Origin of the sequence: Nocardia sp. NPDC058114 (assembly GCF_042884695.1) — a bacterium.
In the GTDB taxonomy this organism is placed as follows: Bacteria; Actinomycetota; Actinomycetes; order Mycobacteriales; family Mycobacteriaceae; genus Nocardia.
Window position 1 is genome coordinate 89,748 of record NZ_JBHVTK010000012.1, and the last position, 16,927, is coordinate 106,674.

Consider the following 16,927-nt stretch of genomic DNA (forward strand, 5'->3'; position numbering starts at 1 on the left):
ACCCGCCGGCCACAGACATGACCGTCTGATTGCGAGTCGTGGAGTCGGCACAACGACAAGAGGCTCCGCTGTTCGGCGCGAACAGCGGAGCCTCTTGCGGTTGTCTTCGGCTGTCTTACAGCGCTTTCAGTTCCTCGGTGACCGCACCGACGGACTTCTTCGCATCACCGAACAGCATCGAGGTGTGGTCGGCGTAGAACAGCGGGTTGTCGATACCGGCGAAGCCGGAGTTCATCGAGCGCTTGAGCACGATGACGCTCTTGGCCTGGTCGACATTGAGTACCGGCATGCCGTAGATCGGGCTCGACTTGTCGTCGCGGGCCGCCGGGTTGGTGACGTCGTTGGCGCCGATGACCAGGACCACATCGGTACGGTTGAACTCACCGTTGATGTCGTCCATTTCCTTCATCGCGTCGTAGGACACCTCGGCCTCGGCCAGCAGCACGTTCATGTGACCGGGCATGCGACCGGCGACCGGGTGGATCGCGTACTTGACCTCGACACCCTTGCCCTCGAGCAGCAGCGCCATCTCCTTGACCGCGTGCTGGGCCTGCGCCACGGCCATGCCGTAGCCCGGGACCACGATCACCTGGTTGGCGTAGGCCATCTGGATCGCGGCGTCGGCGGCGGAGGTGGCCTTCGCCGTCTTGGCCTCACCGTCACCCGAACCCCCGACCGCGCCGCCGCCACCGAAGCCACCGGCCACGATCGCGGGGATGGAGCGGTTCATGGCCTTGGCCATCAGGTTGGTGAGGATGGTGCCCGAGGCGCCGACGATCATGCCCGCGACGATCATCGCGGTGTTGTTCAGCGCCAGACCCGCGGCCGCGGCCGACAGACCGGTGAGAGCGTTGAGCAGCGAGATCACGACCGGCATGTCCGCGCCGCCGATGGGCAGCACGACCATCAGGCCGAGCACACCGGCGAGCACGAGCAAGCCGATCATCCACAGCTGCGAGACGCCACCGTTGTCGGCGCCGAGGCCGATCACGACGGCGCACACGATCGCGCCGACGAGCAGGATCAAGTTCAGCGGCTGCTGCAGGCGGCCGACGCTGATCGGCTTGCCGGACAGCAGTTCCTGCAGCTTGGCGAAGGCGATGATCGAGCCCCAGAAGGAGATCGAGCCGATCACCGCGGCGAACAGCGAACCGATGATGATGTGGATGGTCGGTTCCTCGTGCAGCTGCGAAAAGCCCGCGCTGTCGACGAATTCGGCCCACGCGATCAACGCGACGGTGCCACCACCGACACCGTTGAACGCCGCGACCAGCTGCGGCATCTCGGTCATCTTGGTGCGGATGGCGGGCGGAACACCCAGTGCCACACCGACGATCAGACCGGCGGCGATGAGAATCCAGTTGAGCAGGGCGGCGTGGCGCACCGAGATCAAGGTGGCGACCACCGCGATACCCATACCGACAGCGGCGATCTGGTTGCCGCGCACCGCGGTCTTCGGGCCGGTCAGGCCCATCAGGCCGTAGATGAACATGGAGAAGGCCACGATGTAGAGGCCGTTGACCAGGTAGGTCATGTTGTCGACTGCGTGCATCACTCGGCCGCCTTCTTCTTACCCTTGAACATGCCGAGCATGCGGTCGGTGACCACGAAGCCACCGATGACGTTCAGTGTTCCGAACACCACCGCGACGAACAGGATCACCTGTACGAGCAGCGAGGGGTCCTTCACATTGCCCAGGGTCACCAGCGCACCGAGCACGACGATGCCGTGAATGGCGTTGGTGCCCGACATCAGCGGGGTGTGCAGGGTGTTGGGGACCTTCGAGATCACCGCGAAGCCGACGAAGCCGGACAGCACGAGGATCGCGATATTGGCGAGCAATTCGGTGTACATCAGGCTTCCACCTCACGGGTGACGCAGGAATCCGCCAGGACCTGATCTTCGAAGTCGGGGGCGAGCTTGCCGTCGACCAGCATCAGTTCCAGCAGCGCCGAAATGTTCTTCGAGTACAGCTCGGAAGCGTGCTCGGGCATGGTCGCGGGCAGGTTCAGCGGCGAGGCGATGGTCACCTCGTGCTTGACCACGACCTCGCCGGGCTCGGTGAGCTCACAGTTGCCACCGGTCTCCCCGGCCAGGTCGACGATCACGCTGCCGGGCTTCATGCCCTCGACAGCGGCCGCGGTGACCAGGCGGGGCGCGGGGCGACCCGGCACCAGCGCGGTGGTGATCACGACGTCGAAGCCCTTGATGGCGTCTTCGAGCGCCTGCTGCTGCTGAGCCTTCTCCTCGTCGGTGAGTTCGCGGGCGTACCCACCCTCACCGGCGGCGTCGATCCCCAGATCCAGCCACTGCGCACCGACCGAGCGCACCTGATCGGCGACCTCGGGACGCACGTCGTAACCGGTGGTCCGCCCACCGAGACGCTTGGCCGTGGCCAGCGCCTGCAGACCGGCGACGCCGACACCGAGCACCAGCACGGTGGCCGGCTTCACAGTGCCCGCGGCGGTGGTGAGCATCGGGAAGAACCGGGTCGACTCCGACGCGGCGAGCAGCACGGCCTTGTACCCGGCCACGTTCGCCTGCGAGGACAACGCGTCCATCACCTGCGCGCGCGAGATACGCGGAATCGCCTCGACGGCGAACGCCTGCACACCGGCGGACTTCAGCGCGCCGATCTGATTCTCGGCATTGCGCGGCGCCAGGAAACCGATCAGGGTCTGCCCGGAGGACAGCTTGCCCACCTCGGCATCACTGGGCGGGGCGACCTTGACGACGACCTCGGCCGACCAGGGGTCACCGATGGTCGCGCCTGCCTCTACATAGGCAGCGTCGGGAATGAGAGCGCCGAGGCCGGCACCGGCTTCCACGATCACCTCGACACCCTGCTTGGACAGGGCGGGGATGATCTTGGGCACCAATGCGACTCGCCGCTCACCCGGGCCGGACTCGCGAACGACTCCGACACGCGCTCCGCGCGGCGAACCCTCGCCCACGTTTTGCGTTGTCTCCACTAGTCAGACTTCCTTTTCGTGCTGGCTTCGAGCCTGGGAACAACGGGGCGCCGAAGTTACCTGTGAGTAAGTTCGACTGAAATCCTGGCAACTGTACTCGGCTCGCGGTGAGCCTAGCGGAGATGCCCGTCACAACGGAGAACTGGACTGACGACCACAAAACGGACACCGCGGCCCTCGTCAGCAGTGACAACCAGCTCCCGGCCCGGCGGACACCGGCCGGTGCCCACACCGAGATTCGTCACCGCAGGTGGGGACATGCAAGAGCGCACATCCACGTCGGTTACTGACCTCGACGTCCGGCTCGAGGCCGGGCACCCGCGTATCCGGCGAGACGTGATGCGCGTCATGGTAGCGACCGGTTCGGGCTGTTGCGCGACCCAGATCACACCGTAGGGTCGAGGCCGTGAACGACTGCGCCTTCTGTCGGATCGTGGCGGGTGCCGCACCGGCAACCATGGTCTACTCCGATGACGCGGTCTGCGCGTTCCTCGACATCCGTCCCATCACCCGTGGCCATACCCTGATCGTTCCCAAGGTCCACGCGACCGAACTCGACGATCTCGACCCCGACCTCGGCGCCCGGATCTTCCGCACCGGCCACCGTCTGGCCCGTGCCCTGCGCCTGAGCGGGCTCGCGAGCGACGGTGCCAACCTCATCCTCAACGACGGCACCGCCGCGTTCCAGACCGTCGGCCACGTCCACCTGCACGTGGTCCCGCGCAAGCACGGTGACAAACTCACCTTCGCCAAGGGTTTCCTCTTGCGTCGCCCGCACGAACCGAATTCGACCGCAGCGGCGATCCGCGCCGGCCTCACCGCGCTCGACCAGAGCGAAGCAGAAGGAGCACAGGGATGATCGAGACGCCGGGGCGCGAACAACTCACCGACCTGCTCGCCGAGCAGTGGGAAGCCATCGCGCTGCTGGTCACCGACCTCGACGAAAAGGCTTGGCGCCGAACGTCTCCGCTGCCCGGCTGGACCCTGTTCGACGTGGTCGCGCACGTGATCGGCACCGAGTCGTGGTTACTCGGCGAGACACCGCCGCCGCACGATCCCCTGCGTCCCAAGACCGACGTGCGAACCCTGCCGCATGTGCGCAACGAAGTGGCCGTGCTCAACGAGATCTGGGTCGACCGGTTGCGCCCACTCTCCGGCAAACGGCTGCTCGCGCTGTTCGACGAGACCACCGAACGTCGCCGGGCGGCACTGGCCGCCATGGACGACGACGCCTGGCAGGCGCCGACGGTCTCACCGGTGGGGCAGGTCCCCTACGGGCGGTTCATGCGGGTGCGGCTGTTCGATTGCTGGATGCACGAACTCGACCTCGCCGACGGGATCGGGCGCAGCGTGCCCGAGGGTGGCGCGCGGGCCGAGGCTGCGTTCACCGAACTGACCCTCGGTCTCGGCCGTACGGTGGTGAAAGGCGCCAAGGCGCCGGATGGTTCGCTGATCACGCTGGACCTGACCGGTCCGGTGACCCGGCAGGTACACCTGTCGGTCGCCGGTGGACGCGGGTCGGTTCTCGACGAGGTTTCCGACGAGCCGACCACCGTGATCCGTGTGGACTCCGGGCTTTTCGCGCGACTACGCGGCGGGCGCACCACCGCCGACCGGCACCCCGGCGAAGTCGTCGTCGAGGGTGATACCGCGCTCGGTGAGCGACTCGTACAGAATCTGGCGTTCACTATCTGATGCGACTCTTCCTGGCGTCGTACAGATTCGGCGGTTTCGCCGATCGGCTCGTCGGGCTCGTCGGTGCGCCGGGACGCGTCGCGGTGATTCCGAACGCGTGTGACGCGTGGCCCGATGCCTGGTCGGCGGCGGTGACGAGCGATGTGAAACCGCTGGAGCAACAGGGCTATTCGCCGGACGTGCTGGATCTGCGCGAGTACGCCGGGCAACCGGAGCGGCTGGAACGGCACCTGCGCGGGTTCCCGATGGTCTGGGTGCGCGGCGGCAACACGTTCGTTCTCCGCGCCCAATTCGCCCGCAGCGGAGCCGATTCCGTGCTACCCGCGTTGTTGCGCGAGGACGCGCTGGTCTACGCGGGCTACAGCGCAGGCGCGTGCCTGCTCGGACCCGACCTGCACGGGCTGGAAACCATGGACGACCCCGCCGAGGTGCTACCCACCACCGGCATCGAACCACAGTGGGACGGACTGGGTATGGTCGATCGTCGCCTGATCGTCCACCTCGACTCCCCCACCGACCCGGATGGCGACTCCGCCGCGATGCTGGCCCACTGCGTCGCCGAGGACATCCCGCACTGGGCGCTCACCGACGACGACGTCGTCCTCGTCGACAGCGATCGCACCGAGGTGCTCCGGGGTTGACGCCGCCGGCACACCGACGCGCGATCACGCGGCGGTCGTCGCCGTCACCGCCGACCGGCGGCGGAAGACGAGCCAGCGCATCGCGCAGTACATGTACACGGCCTCACAACCGCCCGCGAGCAACCTGGCCAGGTGATACTCCAGGCCGAGCGCGGTGAGACCCGAGCCGACGCCGAGGATGAACGCCAGGTAGTTCACCACGACCACCACCACATACACCGCGGCTTGCTTGCCCATCGGCGCGTGGGAGTGGAAGTTGAAGGTGCGATTGAGCAGGAAGCTCAGCCCGAACGCCACGATGTAGGCGAGGGTGATCGACAGCCAGACGGGCAAGCCGAAACCGCCGTGCAGCAGTGTGAGCAACAGCAGGTCGACACCGAAGGTGAAGCTGTTGATCAGCGCGAAGCCGAGGAACGTCGCGGGCACATACCGGTCGAGCCCCCACGGCAGCCGGGCGACGACCGCCGCACACCAACGGGTGAACCGGTCGGCCACCGATTCGGTGACACTCGCCTGATGCTGCACGCGGCCAGCCTGCCAGCGGCAGATGAAGTCAGGGTGAGCAACCGGCAAACGGGTGGGCCGAGCGGCTAGCGGCTGACCGCCGCGATCGGGCGAGTATCGAACGACGCCCACGCGGCGAGGCAGCGACGGCGGGTGAGCTCATCGGCCTCGGCGAGCAGAGCGTCACGCAGCAACGCGGGGTCGGCCGCCCAGCGTGCGGCGATCTCGGCCAGCGCACGGACATCGAACATCCCGGTCGACTCCAGCGCGGACAGCCATTCGTGATGTGCGCCGGTGTGCACACGACGCATCACCTCGGTGTCGATGCCCGCGTCGGCGAACTCCGCGGCCAGCAGAGCACCCACCAGCTCGCCGCGGTCCTGCGGTTCCTTCATCATCGCCAGTCCTCCCTACGAAAAGCGGTGCGGCGCAACAACGTCGCATGATCGATGCGCGCGGCGCGCACCCGTGGAGCAGAACTCGAAACACGCTGGGCGGCGAGGCGATTCACCGTCGAACACACCCTGTCAGGGCATTGTGACGGATTGGACGGCGTATATACCAACGGGGCGCGCCAGATCACATCGATGCGCGGATTTCCTTGTTCGGACCCACATCACATCCGGTCGATCACCAGGCATTCTTCTGCCCCGGCGTGGTTCACGTGCGCGCCCGGTGCGCGATCGACCAGGACGAACTGCCCGCGACGGACGGGGTGCGCGGGTTAGCGTGAACAGGTGGACGAGCGCAGCGGTGACCTCGATTCGTTGATTTCGGCGTTGCCGGACGGGGCGGTCGTCATCGACCCCGATCTGCTGGCGGGCTACCGACAGGACTGGGCGCGCGATCCCGATGCCGGCACGCCGCTGGCGGTGGTGCGGGCGCGCGGTACCGCCGATGTCGCCGCCACGCTGCGGTGGGCGCACGCGAACAAGATCCCGGTGGTGCCGCGCGGGGCCGGGACCGGCCTGTCCGGTGGGGCGACCGCGGTGGACGGCGGAATCGTGCTCAGCACCGAGCTGATGCGGGAGATCAGCGTCGACGCGGTGACCCGGATCGCGGTGGCGCAACCCGGACTGCTCAACGCCGAGGTGAAGCGGGCTGTCGCCGCGGAGGGGCTGTGGTATCCGCCGGACCCGTCCTCGTTCGAGATCTGCTCGATCGGCGGCAACGCGGCGACCAACGCGGGCGGGCTGTGCTGTGTGAAGTACGGCGTGACCACCGACTACGTGCTCGGCATGGAAGTGGTGCTGGCCGACGGGACCGTGGTGCGGCTCGGCGGGCCGCGACTCAAGGACTCGGCCGGGTTGTCGCTGACGAAACTGTTCGTCGGGAGCGAGGGCACGCTCGGCGTGATCACCGAACTCACCCTGCGCCTGTTGCCCGCACAGCCTCCGCAGTCGACCGTCGTGGCCAGTTTCGGCTCGCTCACCGCGGCGACCGACGCGATCCTGGCGATCACCTCGACCCTGCGCCCGGCCATGCTCGAATTCATGGACACCGTCGCGATCAACGCCGTCGAGGACGAGATGCGGATGGGGTTGGACCGCACCGCCGCCGCGCTGCTGGTCGCCCGCTCCGACGCCCCCGGCGAATTCGCCGCGCACGAAGCGCAAGTGATGGTGGGCCTGTGCGAGAAGGCCGGCGCGACGGAGGTTTTCCATACCGCCGATGCCACCGAAGGTGAGGCCTTCACCGCCGCACGACGATTCGCGATTCCCGCCGTGGAGAAGATCGGGCCGTTGCTGCTCGAAGACGTCGGCGTGCCGTTGCCCCGGCTCGGCGACCTGATCGCCGGCGTCACCGCCATCGGCGAACGCAACGACGTGCTCGTCTCGCTCATCGCGCACGCGGGCGACGGCAACACCCACCCGCTGATCGTGCACGACCCCACCGACCCCGACAACACCGCACGCGCCCACCGCGCCTTCGGCGAGATCATGGACCTGGCCATCGCCCTCGGCGGCACCATCACCGGCGAACACGGCGTCGGCCGCTTGAAAAAGGCCTGGCTGCCCGACCAGGTCGGCCCCGACGTCATGGCCCTGACCCGCCGCATCAAGGACGCACTCGACCCCGAAGGCATCCTCAACCCCGGCGCGGTCCTCTGACCGGGTTAGCATCCGAGGCATGACCACCAGGCTCGAGCACAACGTCGCCGACACCCGCTACGAGATCTACCACGACGATGTCCTCGCGGGATACGCCGACTACGCCGAACGCGAAGACCCCAGGGTTCGCGACTTCCACCACACCATGACGTTTCCGGAGTTCCGGGGCCGAGGAGTAGCGGCCGAAGTCGTGAAATACGGGCTCGACGACTCCCGCGAACACGGCTACCAGATCATCCCCACCTGCTGGTACGTCGAAAAATACATCGCCGAACATCCCGAATACGCCGACCTCGTCCCGTAACAGCTATCCGGCACTGCCCGCCACATTCGTGTTGTGTACCGAACTGACCCACCAGGTGTCGTTGCGTTCGGTGAAAACCCATGTGCCGCGGTTGGTTACCGAGAAACTCGGGGTGCGTAGTGTCTGCTCGACAGTGACGATCGCGTGCCCACCGGAAAGGAAGCGCACGGCGAGAATCGTGTAATTCGCTTCGGCGTCCGGGCTGTTCCGCAGTGCGGTCCGGTGATAGGCATGCAGTTCATCCCAGCTCAGAAAGACAGAGCCCGCCGGATTGATGAAAGCCACATCGGCGGTGAAGACATTGTCGAAGGCGTCTGCGTCTTTTGCCGCGAGTGCGGCTTCGAGAGTTCCGAACACGCCGGTGATCGCGGCTAGTGCGACGTCCTGATCCTGGACGGCTACGGCAGCCTTCGGGCGCGCGCCAGGTGCATCAACAGTCATCGTCCCAACATACGTACGCCCTCTGCCGGCGGCCCGAATCCGCGTGCCCACACAGCAATCGACCGGGTGCTCCGGCCTACTCCTCGCAAACGGCCTGCACGAGGAAGAGTAGGCGGTGTGGAACACCCGGTCGGTGCGGGGAATCAGCCCTTGAGCAGGTTACGAGCCATCACCAGACGCTGGATCTGGTTGGTGCCCTCGTAGATCTGGGTGATCTTCGCGTCGCGCATCATGCGCTCGACCGGGAAGTCGGTGGTGTAGCCGGCGCCACCGAAGAGCTGGACGGCGTTGGTGGTGACCTCCATGGCCACGTCCGAGGCGAAGCACTTGGCGGCGGCGGAGATGAAGCCGAGGTTCTTCTCGCCACGCTCGGCGCGGGCGGCCGAGGTGTAGACCATCAGGCGGGCGGCCTCGATCTTCATGGCCATGTCGGCCAGCATGAACTCGGTGTTCTGGAAGCTGGCGATGGTCTTGCCGAACTGCTTGCGATCCTTGGTGTAGGCGATCGCGGCGTCGAGCGCGCCCTGGGCCAGGCCGACGGCCTGCGCGCCGATGGTCGGGCGGGTGTGGTCGAGGGTCTGCAGCGCGGTCTTGAAACCGGTGCCGGGCTCGCCGACGATGCGGTCGCCGGGGATGCGGCAGTTCTCGAAGTACAGCTCGGCGGTGGGCGAACCCTTGATGCCCAGCTTGTGCTCGAGCGGGCCGACCACGAAGCCCTCGTCGTCCTTGTGGACCAGGAACGAGGAGATGCCGTTGGCACCCTTGTCGGCGTCGGTCACCGCCATCACGGTGTACCAGGAGGACTTGCCGCCGTTGGTGATCCAGCACTTGGAGCCGTTGAGGATCCAGTCGTCGCCGTCGGCCTTGGCGCGGGTGCGCATCGCGGCGGCGTCGGAACCGGCCTCACGCTCGGACAGCGCGTAGGAGGCCATCTCGCCGTTGACGATGTCGGCCAGGACCTTGGTCTTGAGCTCTTCGGAGCCGTTGAGGATCAGGCCCATGGTGCCGAGCTTGTTCACGGCGGGGATCAGCGAGGACGAGCCACAGACGCGGGCGACTTCCTCGATCACGATACAAGTGGCGACCGAGTCGGCACCCTGGCCGCCGTAGGCCTCCGGCACGTGCACGGCGTTGAAGCCCGCGGCGTTCAGCGCGGTGAGCGCCTCCTCCGGGAAGCGGGCGTTGCCGTCGACGTCCTTGGCGTAAGGAGCGATTTCCTTCTCGGCGAGGCCGCGGATGGCGCCGCGCAGCTCGTCGTGGAAGTCCTCGAGCTTGAACAGATCGAAGTCGGGGTTACCAGCCATCGGGGGCACACTCCTGGTCGTGGTCGTGATCGCTGCGGTCTCACAGCGCGTGTGGCGTCGGCACGCAGTGCCAATCTACCGAGGATTATACGCGCGACACTCTATCGCTACATGCGGATATATGGGTGGCACTCAGTGTCACCGCTGAGCGCTTCGGCTCGGGGTGGCGCTCACAGGTTACCGAGGCGCGCGGTGAGCAGATCGGCCACCTTGCGTGGCGGCATGTCGCGGGGGAACACGGCGAGCACCAGGTCGTCGGACTCGCTCGGCGCCCTGCGCCCGCGCGGGATCATGGCCAGTTCAGTGCGCAGATCGGCGACCGCAGCCCCCGATTCGCCGCGCACCATCCGCCGCAGCAAGTAGTTGTGCGTGGCGGTGACGGCGGCCGTGTACTGCACCCGGACCAGATCGGGCACTTCCGGCAACCGGCCGCGCAGGAACTCGGTGAACAGCCGCTCGTACCGGAACACCGTCACGATCTCGCGCTCGCGCAACGCGGGCACCCGCCGCACCACCTGATACCGCCGCGCCGCGATGTCGCGCCACTGCGTGAACCGCTCGAACACCCCGATCACGGCCTCGCACACCGCTTCCCACGGATCCCCGTCGACCCCTTCCAGGAATTCCTGCGCCGAGGCCAGCTGGAACTCGTGATCAGCGAAGATCACATCCTCTTTGGACCGGAACTGCCGAAAGAAGGTCCGCCGCGAGATCCCCGCCGCCACCGCGATCTCATCCACCGTCGTCGCCTCGTACCCCCGCTCGGCGAACAACCGCAACGCCTGATCAACCACCGTAAGCCGAAACTGCGCCGCATCATCGTGTGCCACGGACGTCAACCGTAGTCACTGCTCCGCAAGCGCCTCACCCGACGTCGACGAACCTCGTCAGCCCAGGAGCTTGGTGCGCAGGGCTTCGTCTTTGTCGAGGACCATTTTCTCGAGGCCGGCCTGGAACTGTTCCATGCGGGTGCGCAGGGAGTCGTCGGAGGTGCCGAGGATGCGGGCGGCGAGCAGGCCTGCGTTGCGGGCGCCGCCGATAGAGACGGTGGCTACCGGGACGCCTGCGGGCATTTGCACGATGGAGAGCAGGGAGTCCATGCCGTCGAGGTATTTGAGGGGGACGGGGACACCGATGACGGGCAGGGGGGTGGCCGAGGCGACCATGCCGGGGAGATGGGCGGCGCCGCCCGCGCCCGCGATGATCACCTTCAGGCCGCGGCCCGCGGCCTCACGGGCGTAGTCGAGCATGCGCTGGGGGGTGCGGTGGGCGGAGACGACGCCTACTTCGAAGCGGATGCCGAATTCGGCGAGGGCCTCGGCGGCGGCTTCCATGGTGGGCCAGTCGGAGTCGCTGCCCATGATCAGGCCGACCTGGGGTCCGTTGGTGCTCACGTGGGTTCCTTAGGGGTCGAAAACTGTGGTGGCAGAAGTGGTGTCACGCGCCGTGCGGGTCCCAGCCGTCGGTCCAGACGGCGTGCGACATCCAGTGCGCCGCCCGCTCGGCCTTTTCCCGGACCTCGACGGCGTCGTCACCGAGGACGTTGAGGTGACCGATCTTGCGGTCGGGCCGTTCGCCCTTGCCGTAGAGGTGCACTTTGGCCTCGGGCAGGCGGGCGAACAGGTGGTGCAGGCGCTCGTCCATCGACATCTCGGGAGCCTCGGCCGCACCGAGGATGTTCGCCATCACCGTCACCGGGGCGAGCGGCGTCGTATCACCGAGCGGGTAGTCCAGGACCGCGCGCAGGTGCTGCTCGAACTGGCCGGTGCAGGCACCGTCCATGCCCCAGTGGCCCGAGTTGTGCGGGCGCATCGCGAGCTCGTTCACCAGGAGCTCGCCGTCGTGGGTCTCGAACAGTTCGACGGCCATGACGCCCACCACACCCAGACCCGCGGCGAGCTCCAGCGCCATGGTCTCGGCGCGCGCGGCGAGGTCCTCGTCCAGATCCTGGGCGGGGGCGATCACCACGGCGCACTGACCGTTGCGCTGCACGGTCTCCACGACCGGCCAGGTCGCGGCCTGCCCGAACGGCGACCGCGCGACCATCGCCGACAGCTCCCGCTTCAACGAGACCTTCGACTCGGCCAGCAACTGCACACCGTGCGCGAGCTGGTCGGTGACCAACCGGGTGGCCTCGGCCGCGTCGGCGGGCATCCACACGCCACGACCGTCGTACCCGCCGCGCACGGCCTTCAGCACGAACGGCCAGCCGTGCTCGTCACCGAAGGCCACCGCGTCCGCGGGCGCGGCGACCTCGACGAACGCCGGAACCGGCAGACCCAGCGCGGACAGCTTCGTGCGCATGGCCAGCTTGTCCTGGGCGAAGATCAGCGCCTGCGGGGGCGGCGCCACGTTCACGCCCTCGGCGACCAGCACGTCGAGGTGCTCGGTCGGCACGTGCTCGTGATCGAAGGTGAGCGCGTGCGAACCGCGCGCTGCCTTTCGCAGCGCGGACAGGTCGTCGTGGCTGCCGAGCACGACGTCGGGGGTGACCTGGGCGGCGGGGTCGTCCGGCCGCTCGGCGAGCACCCGTAGACGCTGGCCCAGGGCTACCGCGGCCTGGTGCGTCATACGCGCGAGCTGACCCCCACCGACCATCGTGACGGTGGGCATGGCTGACGGATCGAATGAACGTGCACTCACGTCGTGCAATGTTGTCATGTCGAATGCGAATGTTTGCGACCGGTACACTCAGAACTCGTGTCAATCGTCGACGACGTGGTCAGCGTCCTTCCCCCGCGCCTGCGAGAAATCGCGATCAGGCATAAAGAGCTGATCAAATTCGCCCTCGTCGGCGCCACGACGTTCGTGATCGACAGCGGCCTGTACTACCTCCTGAAATGGACGATTCTCGCCGACAAGCCGCTCACCGCCAAGATCATCTCGGGCGTGGTGGCGGTGATCGCTTCCTACATCCTCAACCGAGAATGGTCGTTCAAGAATCGGGGCGGCAGGGAGAAGCATCACGAGGCGCTGCTGTTCTTCGCGGTGAGCGGGATCGGGGTGGTCCTGGCCAATATCCCGCTGTGGATCTCGATCTACGGGCTCGATCTGCGCGAACCCCATGTGAGCTTCGTCGTCGCGAACGTGGCCGATTTCTTCAGCGCGTTCATCATCGGCAACCTGCTGCAGATGGCGTTCCGTTTCTGGGCGATGCGGCGCTGGGTGTTCCCCGACGAGATCGACGAGATCGTGGCCGAGTTCGAGGAACTGGTCGAAGAAGAGCACCTCGGCCGAGCCTGAGTCAGCGCGGCTCGGTCAGGGTCGCGTTCTGCGGGCGGTTGAGCTTGGAACCCAGGAACACCGCGAACAGGGCCGGACGGCGCCGCTGCAGCTCGAGCCGGCCGCCGTCGGCCTCGACCAGCGCGCGGGCCAGCGCGAGACCGACACCGGTCGACCCGCCCGCGGAGAACCCACGATCGAAGATGTGGGGCGCCAGTTCGTCGCGCACACCCTCGCCCTCGTCGGACACCTCCACGCAGATCAGCGGGTCGCGAGAGCTCATCGTCGGGACCGTGCGCACCGAGATCGTGCAGGTGCCGCCGCCGTGCATCAGGGCATTGTCGACCAGCACCGCGACCGCCTCGCGCAGCCGCGAACCGGTGATCGGGGCCTGGAGGGACTCGTCGCCGAGCAGCAGCAGTTCGCGCCCGGTCTCGTGGAACGGGTGGGTCCACTCGGTGACCACACCGCGCAGTTCCGCCATCACCGGCACCGGATCGCGGTCGGTGGCGTCTTCGTCGCGGGAGGCGCGGACCAGGTCGTCGATGGCGTCGGTGAGCCGGTCGACCTGCGCCATCGCTTCCTCGGCCTCGTGCACCACCTCGGGGTCGGCGTGGGTGGACAACTCGTCCAGGCGCAGGCGAACAGCGGTCAGGCGGCTGCGTAGCTGGTGGGAAACGTCGGCCACCAGCGCGTGCTCGCGTTGCAGGCGGCCGGCGATCTCGACGGTCGCCGAATCGAGCACATCGGAGACCCGGTCCAGTTCGGCGATGCCGTGGCGGCGCGGATCGGGCCGGAAGTCACCCATCGCCAGCCGGGCCGCCCTGGCGGCCACGTCGCGCAGCGGGTCGGCGACGCGGCGCGCGGTCACCACCGCGACCGAGAACGCCGCACCCAGCGAGGCGAGCACGGCCAGCGCCACCGCGGCGACCGCCTGCTCCTGCCGGGAATGCATCGGCCCGGCGGGCACCTCGAGCCGCAGCGAACCGGACGTGCCCATCGACAGCGATTCGACCAGCGGATCCGCGACCTCCGCGACGCCGATATCGGTGCGCGCGGCATTGTCGTGCGGGGCCGGATAGACGATGGTGAGCTTGCCGCCCTCGGGGACCAGCGCGCTCATGGCGCGCACGTCGAGACCGTCGTGGACGGTCCCGTCGACCCGTTCCTGGGCGATCACCTCGGTCGAGATCCGGTCGAGGCGACTCTGCAGATCGTTGCGGGTGATGTCTTCGACCCACAGCCACGCGGTGTAGATCAGCGGCACGCCGAGCACCACCGTGGTGATGGTCAGCACGGTCAGGATCGAGCGCAGGATGCGACGGCGCACTGCGGCGTCAGCCTCGGTGCGAGGTGGGGCCGTCGGTATTGAGCCGGAACCCCACACCGCGCACGGTGACGATGCGACGCTCCGCCATCGGGCCCTCGTCGCCGATCTTGCGACGCAACCAGGACATGTGCATGTCGAGCGTCTTGGAGCCGCGCAGGTCGGCGTCGCCCCAGACCTCGCGCAGGATGGTCTCGCGCGCCACCACCTGGCCCGCCCGGTCGATGAGGACCTTGAGCAGCTCGTACTCCTTGTTGGCCAGGTTCACCTCGGCCCCGTTGACCAGCACCCGCCGCGCCGCGGGTTCGAGCCGGATCGCGCCTACCTCCACCGCGTCGTCCCCGATTCCGCTGCGCCGCAACAGGGCTCGCACGCGGGCGAGGAGTTCGGCCAGCCGGAACGGTTTGCCCACGTAGTCGTCGGCGCCCGCGTCGAGGCCGACGACGAAGTCGACCTCGTCGGTGCGGGCGGTGAGCATCAGCACGGCCAGATCGGCCCCGCTCGCACGCACCTGCCGACACACCTCCAGCCCGTCCATGCCGGGCAGGCCCAGATCGAGGATCAGCAGGTCGTGGTTGCCCTCGAGGGCGCGGCGCAACACCGCCGGGCCGAAGCGTTCGACGGTGACGGTGTAGCCCTCACGCCCCAGTGCACGCGACAGGGGTGCGGCGATCGCCTCGTCGTCTTCGGCCAGCAGAACAGCGGTCATCTGCACAGGTTAAATGTTTCTGATCAGCGAGGACGGGCAGCTCACCGGTAGCCGCCGCCCCAGTGCTGCTCGTTGGCGGACCGTCCCGCCTCGAAGACCTGGTGGTAGAGCAGCGAATGGACCTGCTGAACCTGGGGCACGTCGTCGTACTCGAGCGGCTCCTCCGAGGAGGAGCCGATGATCAGGGTGCCGGTGCCGAGCGCCCGGTCCAGCAGACCGTGGCGGAACTGCACACTGGAGATCCGACTGAGCGGGATATCGATGCCGGTATGGGTGAGCACGCCCTGGCGCACCAGCACCCGCCGACCGGTGACGATGAAATGCGTCGACTTCCAGGCGATCACGCGCGCGACGACCCGCCACGCGACCAGCCCGAGCCAGGCCAGCCCGATCAGGATCAGCAACACCGTGCGCACGTGACCGGTGGTGTTGCGCCAGGCCAGGCCGCCGAGGAATCCGGCGATCGCGGTCACGACGATGAGAGTGACGATGGGCCACACCAACATCTTCCAGTGTGGGTGGCGGTGCAGGATCAACTGCTCGTCGGGCGCGAGGACATCCTCCGGGTAACCCATGACCGAACAGTACCGCGCTGGGACGTCGGGTTCTGCGACAGTCGCACCGCATTTCTCGATGCCACGGCCGAGGCGATACTGTGGATTACACGCTAGATGCCAGGTTTTGCCCTTATCTGCTTGCTCGATACCGACAGTGGAGGCACGCGTGACCGAAGATCTGACTCAGCTCGAAATCCTCACGGCCCTCGAACCAGTGGCCGAACAGAACCTCAACCGGCACCTTTCCATCGCCAAGGACTGGAATCCGCACGATTACGTGCCGTGGGAGGAAGGCCGCAATTTCGCCGCGATGGGCGGAAGCGATTGGGAGCCATCACAATCCAGGCTCACCGATGTCGCCAAGGCGGCGATGATCACCAATCTGCTCACCGAGGACAACCTGCCGTCCTACCACCGTGAGATCGCCGAGAACTTCTCCCTCGACGGCGCGTGGGGCACCTGGGTGGGCCGCTGGACCGCCGAGGAGAACCGCCACGGCATCGTGATCCGCGACTACCTCGTCGTCACCCGCGGCGTCGACCCGGTGGCGCTGGAGGAAGCGCGGATGGTCCACATGACCCAGGGCGCGCACGCACCGGCGAACTGGGGTGGATTCCTGGTCAACGTCGCGTATGTGACGTTCCAGGAGCTGGCCACCCGGGTGAGCCACCGCAATACCGGTCGGGTCTGCGACGACCCGATCGCCGACAAGATGCTGGCCCGCGTCGCCACCGACGAGAACCTGCACATGATCTTCTACCGCAACCTGTGCGCGGCGGCGCTCGACCTGGCCCCCGACCAGGCGATGCCCGCGATCACCAAGGTGCTCACCAATTTCCAGATGCCGGGCGCGGGCATGCCCAACTGGCGGCGCAACGGCGTGCTGATGGCCAAGCACGGGATCTACGACCTGCGCCAGCACCTCGACGAGGTGGTGCGGCCGGTGCTCAAGCAGTGGAACGTCTTCGACCGCAACGACTTCGGTGCGCGCGGTGAGACAGCGCGCGATGAACTCGCGCTGTTCATCGACAAGCTGGAGAAGGATGTGTTGCGGTTCGAGGAGCAGCGCGACCGGCTGCTGGCGCGCGAGCGCGAGGTGGCCGAGCGCGCGACCGCGGGTGCGGCCGCACACTGATCCGT

20 protein-coding genes are annotated in these 16,927 nt (G+C 67.4%); 7 read left to right on the plus strand and 13 right to left on the minus strand.

Translation table 11 applies throughout. The annotated features are described in order from the left end of the window. Window positions 1-115: 115 nt before the first annotated feature. Genes ACFVVI_RS31310 through ACFVVI_RS31320 form a run of 3 tightly spaced genes read right to left on the minus strand, consistent with a single transcriptional unit; the run spans window position 116 to window position 2,972 of the window. Window positions 116-1,534: an NAD(P)(+) transhydrogenase (Re/Si-specific) subunit beta gene (locus ACFVVI_RS31310; RefSeq protein ID WP_387448066.1), complete on the minus strand. Its 1,419-nt coding sequence runs from the start codon at window positions 1,532-1,534 to the stop codon at window positions 116-118. Window positions 1,535-1,551: 17 nt separating this feature from the next. Continuing rightward, entirely contained in the window at window positions 1,552-1,854 is a 303-nt protein-coding gene (locus ACFVVI_RS31315; RefSeq protein ID WP_056818017.1) for an NAD(P) transhydrogenase subunit alpha, read from the minus strand. After that, on the minus strand, window positions 1,854-2,972 hold the full coding sequence (locus ACFVVI_RS31320; RefSeq protein WP_387448023.1) for a Re/Si-specific NAD(P)(+) transhydrogenase subunit alpha: 1,119 nt from the start codon (window positions 2,970-2,972) through the stop codon (window positions 1,854-1,856). The genes ACFVVI_RS31315 and ACFVVI_RS31320 overlap by 1 nt, the downstream gene beginning before the upstream one ends. A gap of 406 nt (window positions 2,973-3,378) precedes the next feature. Here ACFVVI_RS31320 and ACFVVI_RS31325 point away from each other — a divergent pair, with 406 nt between their 5' ends. The 3 genes from ACFVVI_RS31325 to ACFVVI_RS31335 are packed head-to-tail and all read left to right on the plus strand — an operon-like array spanning window position 3,379 to window position 5,308. Then, entirely contained in the window at window positions 3,379-3,831 is a 453-nt protein-coding gene (locus ACFVVI_RS31325; protein ID WP_378995446.1) for an HIT family protein, read from the plus strand. Then, complete coding sequence (locus ACFVVI_RS31330; protein ID WP_387448025.1) at window positions 3,828-4,667, plus strand: maleylpyruvate isomerase N-terminal domain-containing protein; 840 nt, start codon at window positions 3,828-3,830, stop codon at window positions 4,665-4,667. Before ACFVVI_RS31325 ends, ACFVVI_RS31330 begins: the two co-directional genes overlap by 4 nt. After that, the gene (locus ACFVVI_RS31335; protein ID WP_387448026.1) at window positions 4,667-5,308 is read left to right on the plus strand and encodes a Type 1 glutamine amidotransferase-like domain-containing protein; all 642 of its coding nucleotides are present in this window, start codon (window positions 4,667-4,669) and stop codon (window positions 5,306-5,308) included. The genes ACFVVI_RS31330 and ACFVVI_RS31335 overlap by 1 nt, the downstream gene beginning before the upstream one ends. Window positions 5,309-5,332: 24 nt before the next feature. Here ACFVVI_RS31335 and ACFVVI_RS31340 read toward each other — a convergent pair whose 3' ends face one another. Both ACFVVI_RS31340 and ACFVVI_RS31345 read right to left on the minus strand, forming a co-directional pair. Then, a complete protein-coding gene (locus ACFVVI_RS31340; protein ID WP_378995440.1) occupies window positions 5,333-5,833 on the minus strand; it encodes a GtrA family protein in 501 nt (166 codons plus the stop codon). Between the two features lie 65 nt (window positions 5,834-5,898). Further along, window positions 5,899-6,210 (minus strand): hypothetical protein, encoded by a 312-nt coding sequence (locus tag ACFVVI_RS31345; protein WP_378995438.1) that lies wholly within the window; start codon window positions 6,208-6,210, stop codon window positions 5,899-5,901. Between the two features lie 339 nt (window positions 6,211-6,549). Here ACFVVI_RS31345 and ACFVVI_RS31350 point away from each other — a divergent pair, with 339 nt between their 5' ends. Both ACFVVI_RS31350 and ACFVVI_RS31355 read left to right on the plus strand, forming a co-directional pair. Next, entirely contained in the window at window positions 6,550-7,923 is a 1,374-nt protein-coding gene (locus tag ACFVVI_RS31350) for an FAD-binding oxidoreductase (RefSeq protein ID WP_387448029.1), read from the plus strand. A 19-nt stretch (window positions 7,924-7,942) separates the two neighbouring features. Further along, the gene (locus ACFVVI_RS31355; protein ID WP_378995434.1) at window positions 7,943-8,227 is read left to right on the plus strand and encodes a GNAT family N-acetyltransferase; all 285 of its coding nucleotides are present in this window, start codon (window positions 7,943-7,945) and stop codon (window positions 8,225-8,227) included. 3 nt (window positions 8,228-8,230) lie between these two features. Here the strand turns inward: ACFVVI_RS31355 and ACFVVI_RS31360 are convergent, their stop codons facing one another. The 5 genes from ACFVVI_RS31360 to ACFVVI_RS31380 form a co-directional block, all read right to left on the minus strand. After that, on the minus strand, window positions 8,231-8,668 hold the full coding sequence (locus ACFVVI_RS31360) for an SgcJ/EcaC family oxidoreductase (protein WP_387448031.1): 438 nt from the start codon (window positions 8,666-8,668) through the stop codon (window positions 8,231-8,233). Between the two features lie 143 nt (window positions 8,669-8,811). Beyond that, window positions 8,812-9,972, minus strand: a complete 1,161-nt coding sequence (locus tag ACFVVI_RS31365) for an acyl-CoA dehydrogenase (RefSeq protein ID WP_067447997.1) — start codon at window positions 9,970-9,972, stop codon at window positions 8,812-8,814. 170 nt (window positions 9,973-10,142) lie between these two features. Beyond that, a complete protein-coding gene (locus ACFVVI_RS31370) occupies window positions 10,143-10,802 on the minus strand; it encodes a TetR family transcriptional regulator (protein ID WP_387448033.1) in 660 nt (219 codons plus the stop codon). 57 nt (window positions 10,803-10,859) lie between these two features. Further along, window positions 10,860-11,366 carry a 5-(carboxyamino)imidazole ribonucleotide mutase gene (purE, locus tag ACFVVI_RS31375; RefSeq protein ID WP_378635602.1) on the minus strand — a complete coding sequence of 169 codons (507 nt, stop codon included), beginning with the start codon at window positions 11,364-11,366 and terminating at the stop codon, window positions 10,860-10,862. A 43-nt stretch (window positions 11,367-11,409) separates the two neighbouring features. After that, a complete protein-coding gene (locus ACFVVI_RS31380) occupies window positions 11,410-12,633 on the minus strand; it encodes a 5-(carboxyamino)imidazole ribonucleotide synthase (RefSeq protein ID WP_387448035.1) in 1,224 nt (407 codons plus the stop codon). A gap of 39 nt (window positions 12,634-12,672) precedes the next feature. Here ACFVVI_RS31380 and ACFVVI_RS31385 point away from each other — a divergent pair, with 39 nt between their 5' ends. Further along, window positions 12,673-13,215, plus strand: a complete 543-nt coding sequence (locus ACFVVI_RS31385; protein WP_378995423.1) for a GtrA family protein — start codon at window positions 12,673-12,675, stop codon at window positions 13,213-13,215. A gap of 1 nt (window position 13,216) precedes the next feature. Here the strand turns inward: ACFVVI_RS31385 and ACFVVI_RS31390 are convergent, their stop codons facing one another. From ACFVVI_RS31390 to ACFVVI_RS31400, 3 genes are read right to left on the minus strand one after another with little or no spacing between them, the layout of a single operon-like run. Then, window positions 13,217-14,524 (minus strand): sensor histidine kinase, encoded by a 1,308-nt coding sequence (locus tag ACFVVI_RS31390; protein ID WP_378995421.1) that lies wholly within the window; start codon window positions 14,522-14,524, stop codon window positions 13,217-13,219. A 7-nt stretch (window positions 14,525-14,531) separates the two neighbouring features. Next, entirely contained in the window at window positions 14,532-15,230 is a 699-nt protein-coding gene (locus ACFVVI_RS31395) for a response regulator transcription factor (RefSeq protein ID WP_056818039.1), read from the minus strand. A gap of 41 nt (window positions 15,231-15,271) precedes the next feature. Next, window positions 15,272-15,805: a PH domain-containing protein gene (locus ACFVVI_RS31400; protein WP_378635591.1), complete on the minus strand. Its 534-nt coding sequence runs from the start codon at window positions 15,803-15,805 to the stop codon at window positions 15,272-15,274. A gap of 148 nt (window positions 15,806-15,953) precedes the next feature. On the opposite strand from ACFVVI_RS31400, the gene ACFVVI_RS31405 reads away from it, so the two are divergent. Further along, complete coding sequence (locus ACFVVI_RS31405) at window positions 15,954-16,922, plus strand: acyl-ACP desaturase (protein ID WP_378995419.1); 969 nt, start codon at window positions 15,954-15,956, stop codon at window positions 16,920-16,922. Window positions 16,923-16,927 lie beyond the last annotated feature (5 nt).

What these genes read in the sequence shown, in the direction of transcription:
- ACFVVI_RS31310 (WP_387448066.1), bottom strand. Translation starts at nt 1,534, where the DNA reads ATGACCTACCTGGTCAACGGCCTCTACATCGTGGCCTTCTCCATGTTC.
- ACFVVI_RS31315 (WP_056818017.1), bottom strand. Translation starts at nt 1,854, where the DNA reads ATGTACACCGAATTGCTCGCCAATATCGCGATCCTCGTGCTGTCCGGC.
- ACFVVI_RS31330 (WP_387448025.1), top strand. Translation starts at nt 3,828, where the DNA reads ATGATCGAGACGCCGGGGCGCGAACAACTCACCGACCTGCTCGCCGAG.
- ACFVVI_RS31335 (WP_387448026.1), top strand. Translation starts at nt 4,667, where the DNA reads ATGCGACTCTTCCTGGCGTCGTACAGATTCGGCGGTTTCGCCGATCGG.
- ACFVVI_RS31345 (WP_378995438.1), bottom strand. Translation starts at nt 6,210, where the DNA reads ATGATGAAGGAACCGCAGGACCGCGGCGAGCTGGTGGGTGCTCTGCTG.
- ACFVVI_RS31355 (WP_378995434.1), top strand. Translation starts at nt 7,943, where the DNA reads ATGACCACCAGGCTCGAGCACAACGTCGCCGACACCCGCTACGAGATC.
- ACFVVI_RS31360 (WP_387448031.1), bottom strand. Translation starts at nt 8,668, where the DNA reads ATGACTGTTGATGCACCTGGCGCGCGCCCGAAGGCTGCCGTAGCCGTC.
- ACFVVI_RS31365 (WP_067447997.1), bottom strand. Translation starts at nt 9,972, where the DNA reads ATGGCTGGTAACCCCGACTTCGATCTGTTCAAGCTCGAGGACTTCCAC.
- ACFVVI_RS31380 (WP_387448035.1), bottom strand. Translation starts at nt 12,633, where the DNA reads ATGACAACATTGCACGACGTGAGTGCACGTTCATTCGATCCGTCAGCC.
- ACFVVI_RS31395 (WP_056818039.1), bottom strand. Translation starts at nt 15,230, where the DNA reads ATGACCGCTGTTCTGCTGGCCGAAGACGACGAGGCGATCGCCGCACCC.
- ACFVVI_RS31400 (WP_378635591.1), bottom strand. Translation starts at nt 15,805, where the DNA reads ATGGGTTACCCGGAGGATGTCCTCGCGCCCGACGAGCAGTTGATCCTG.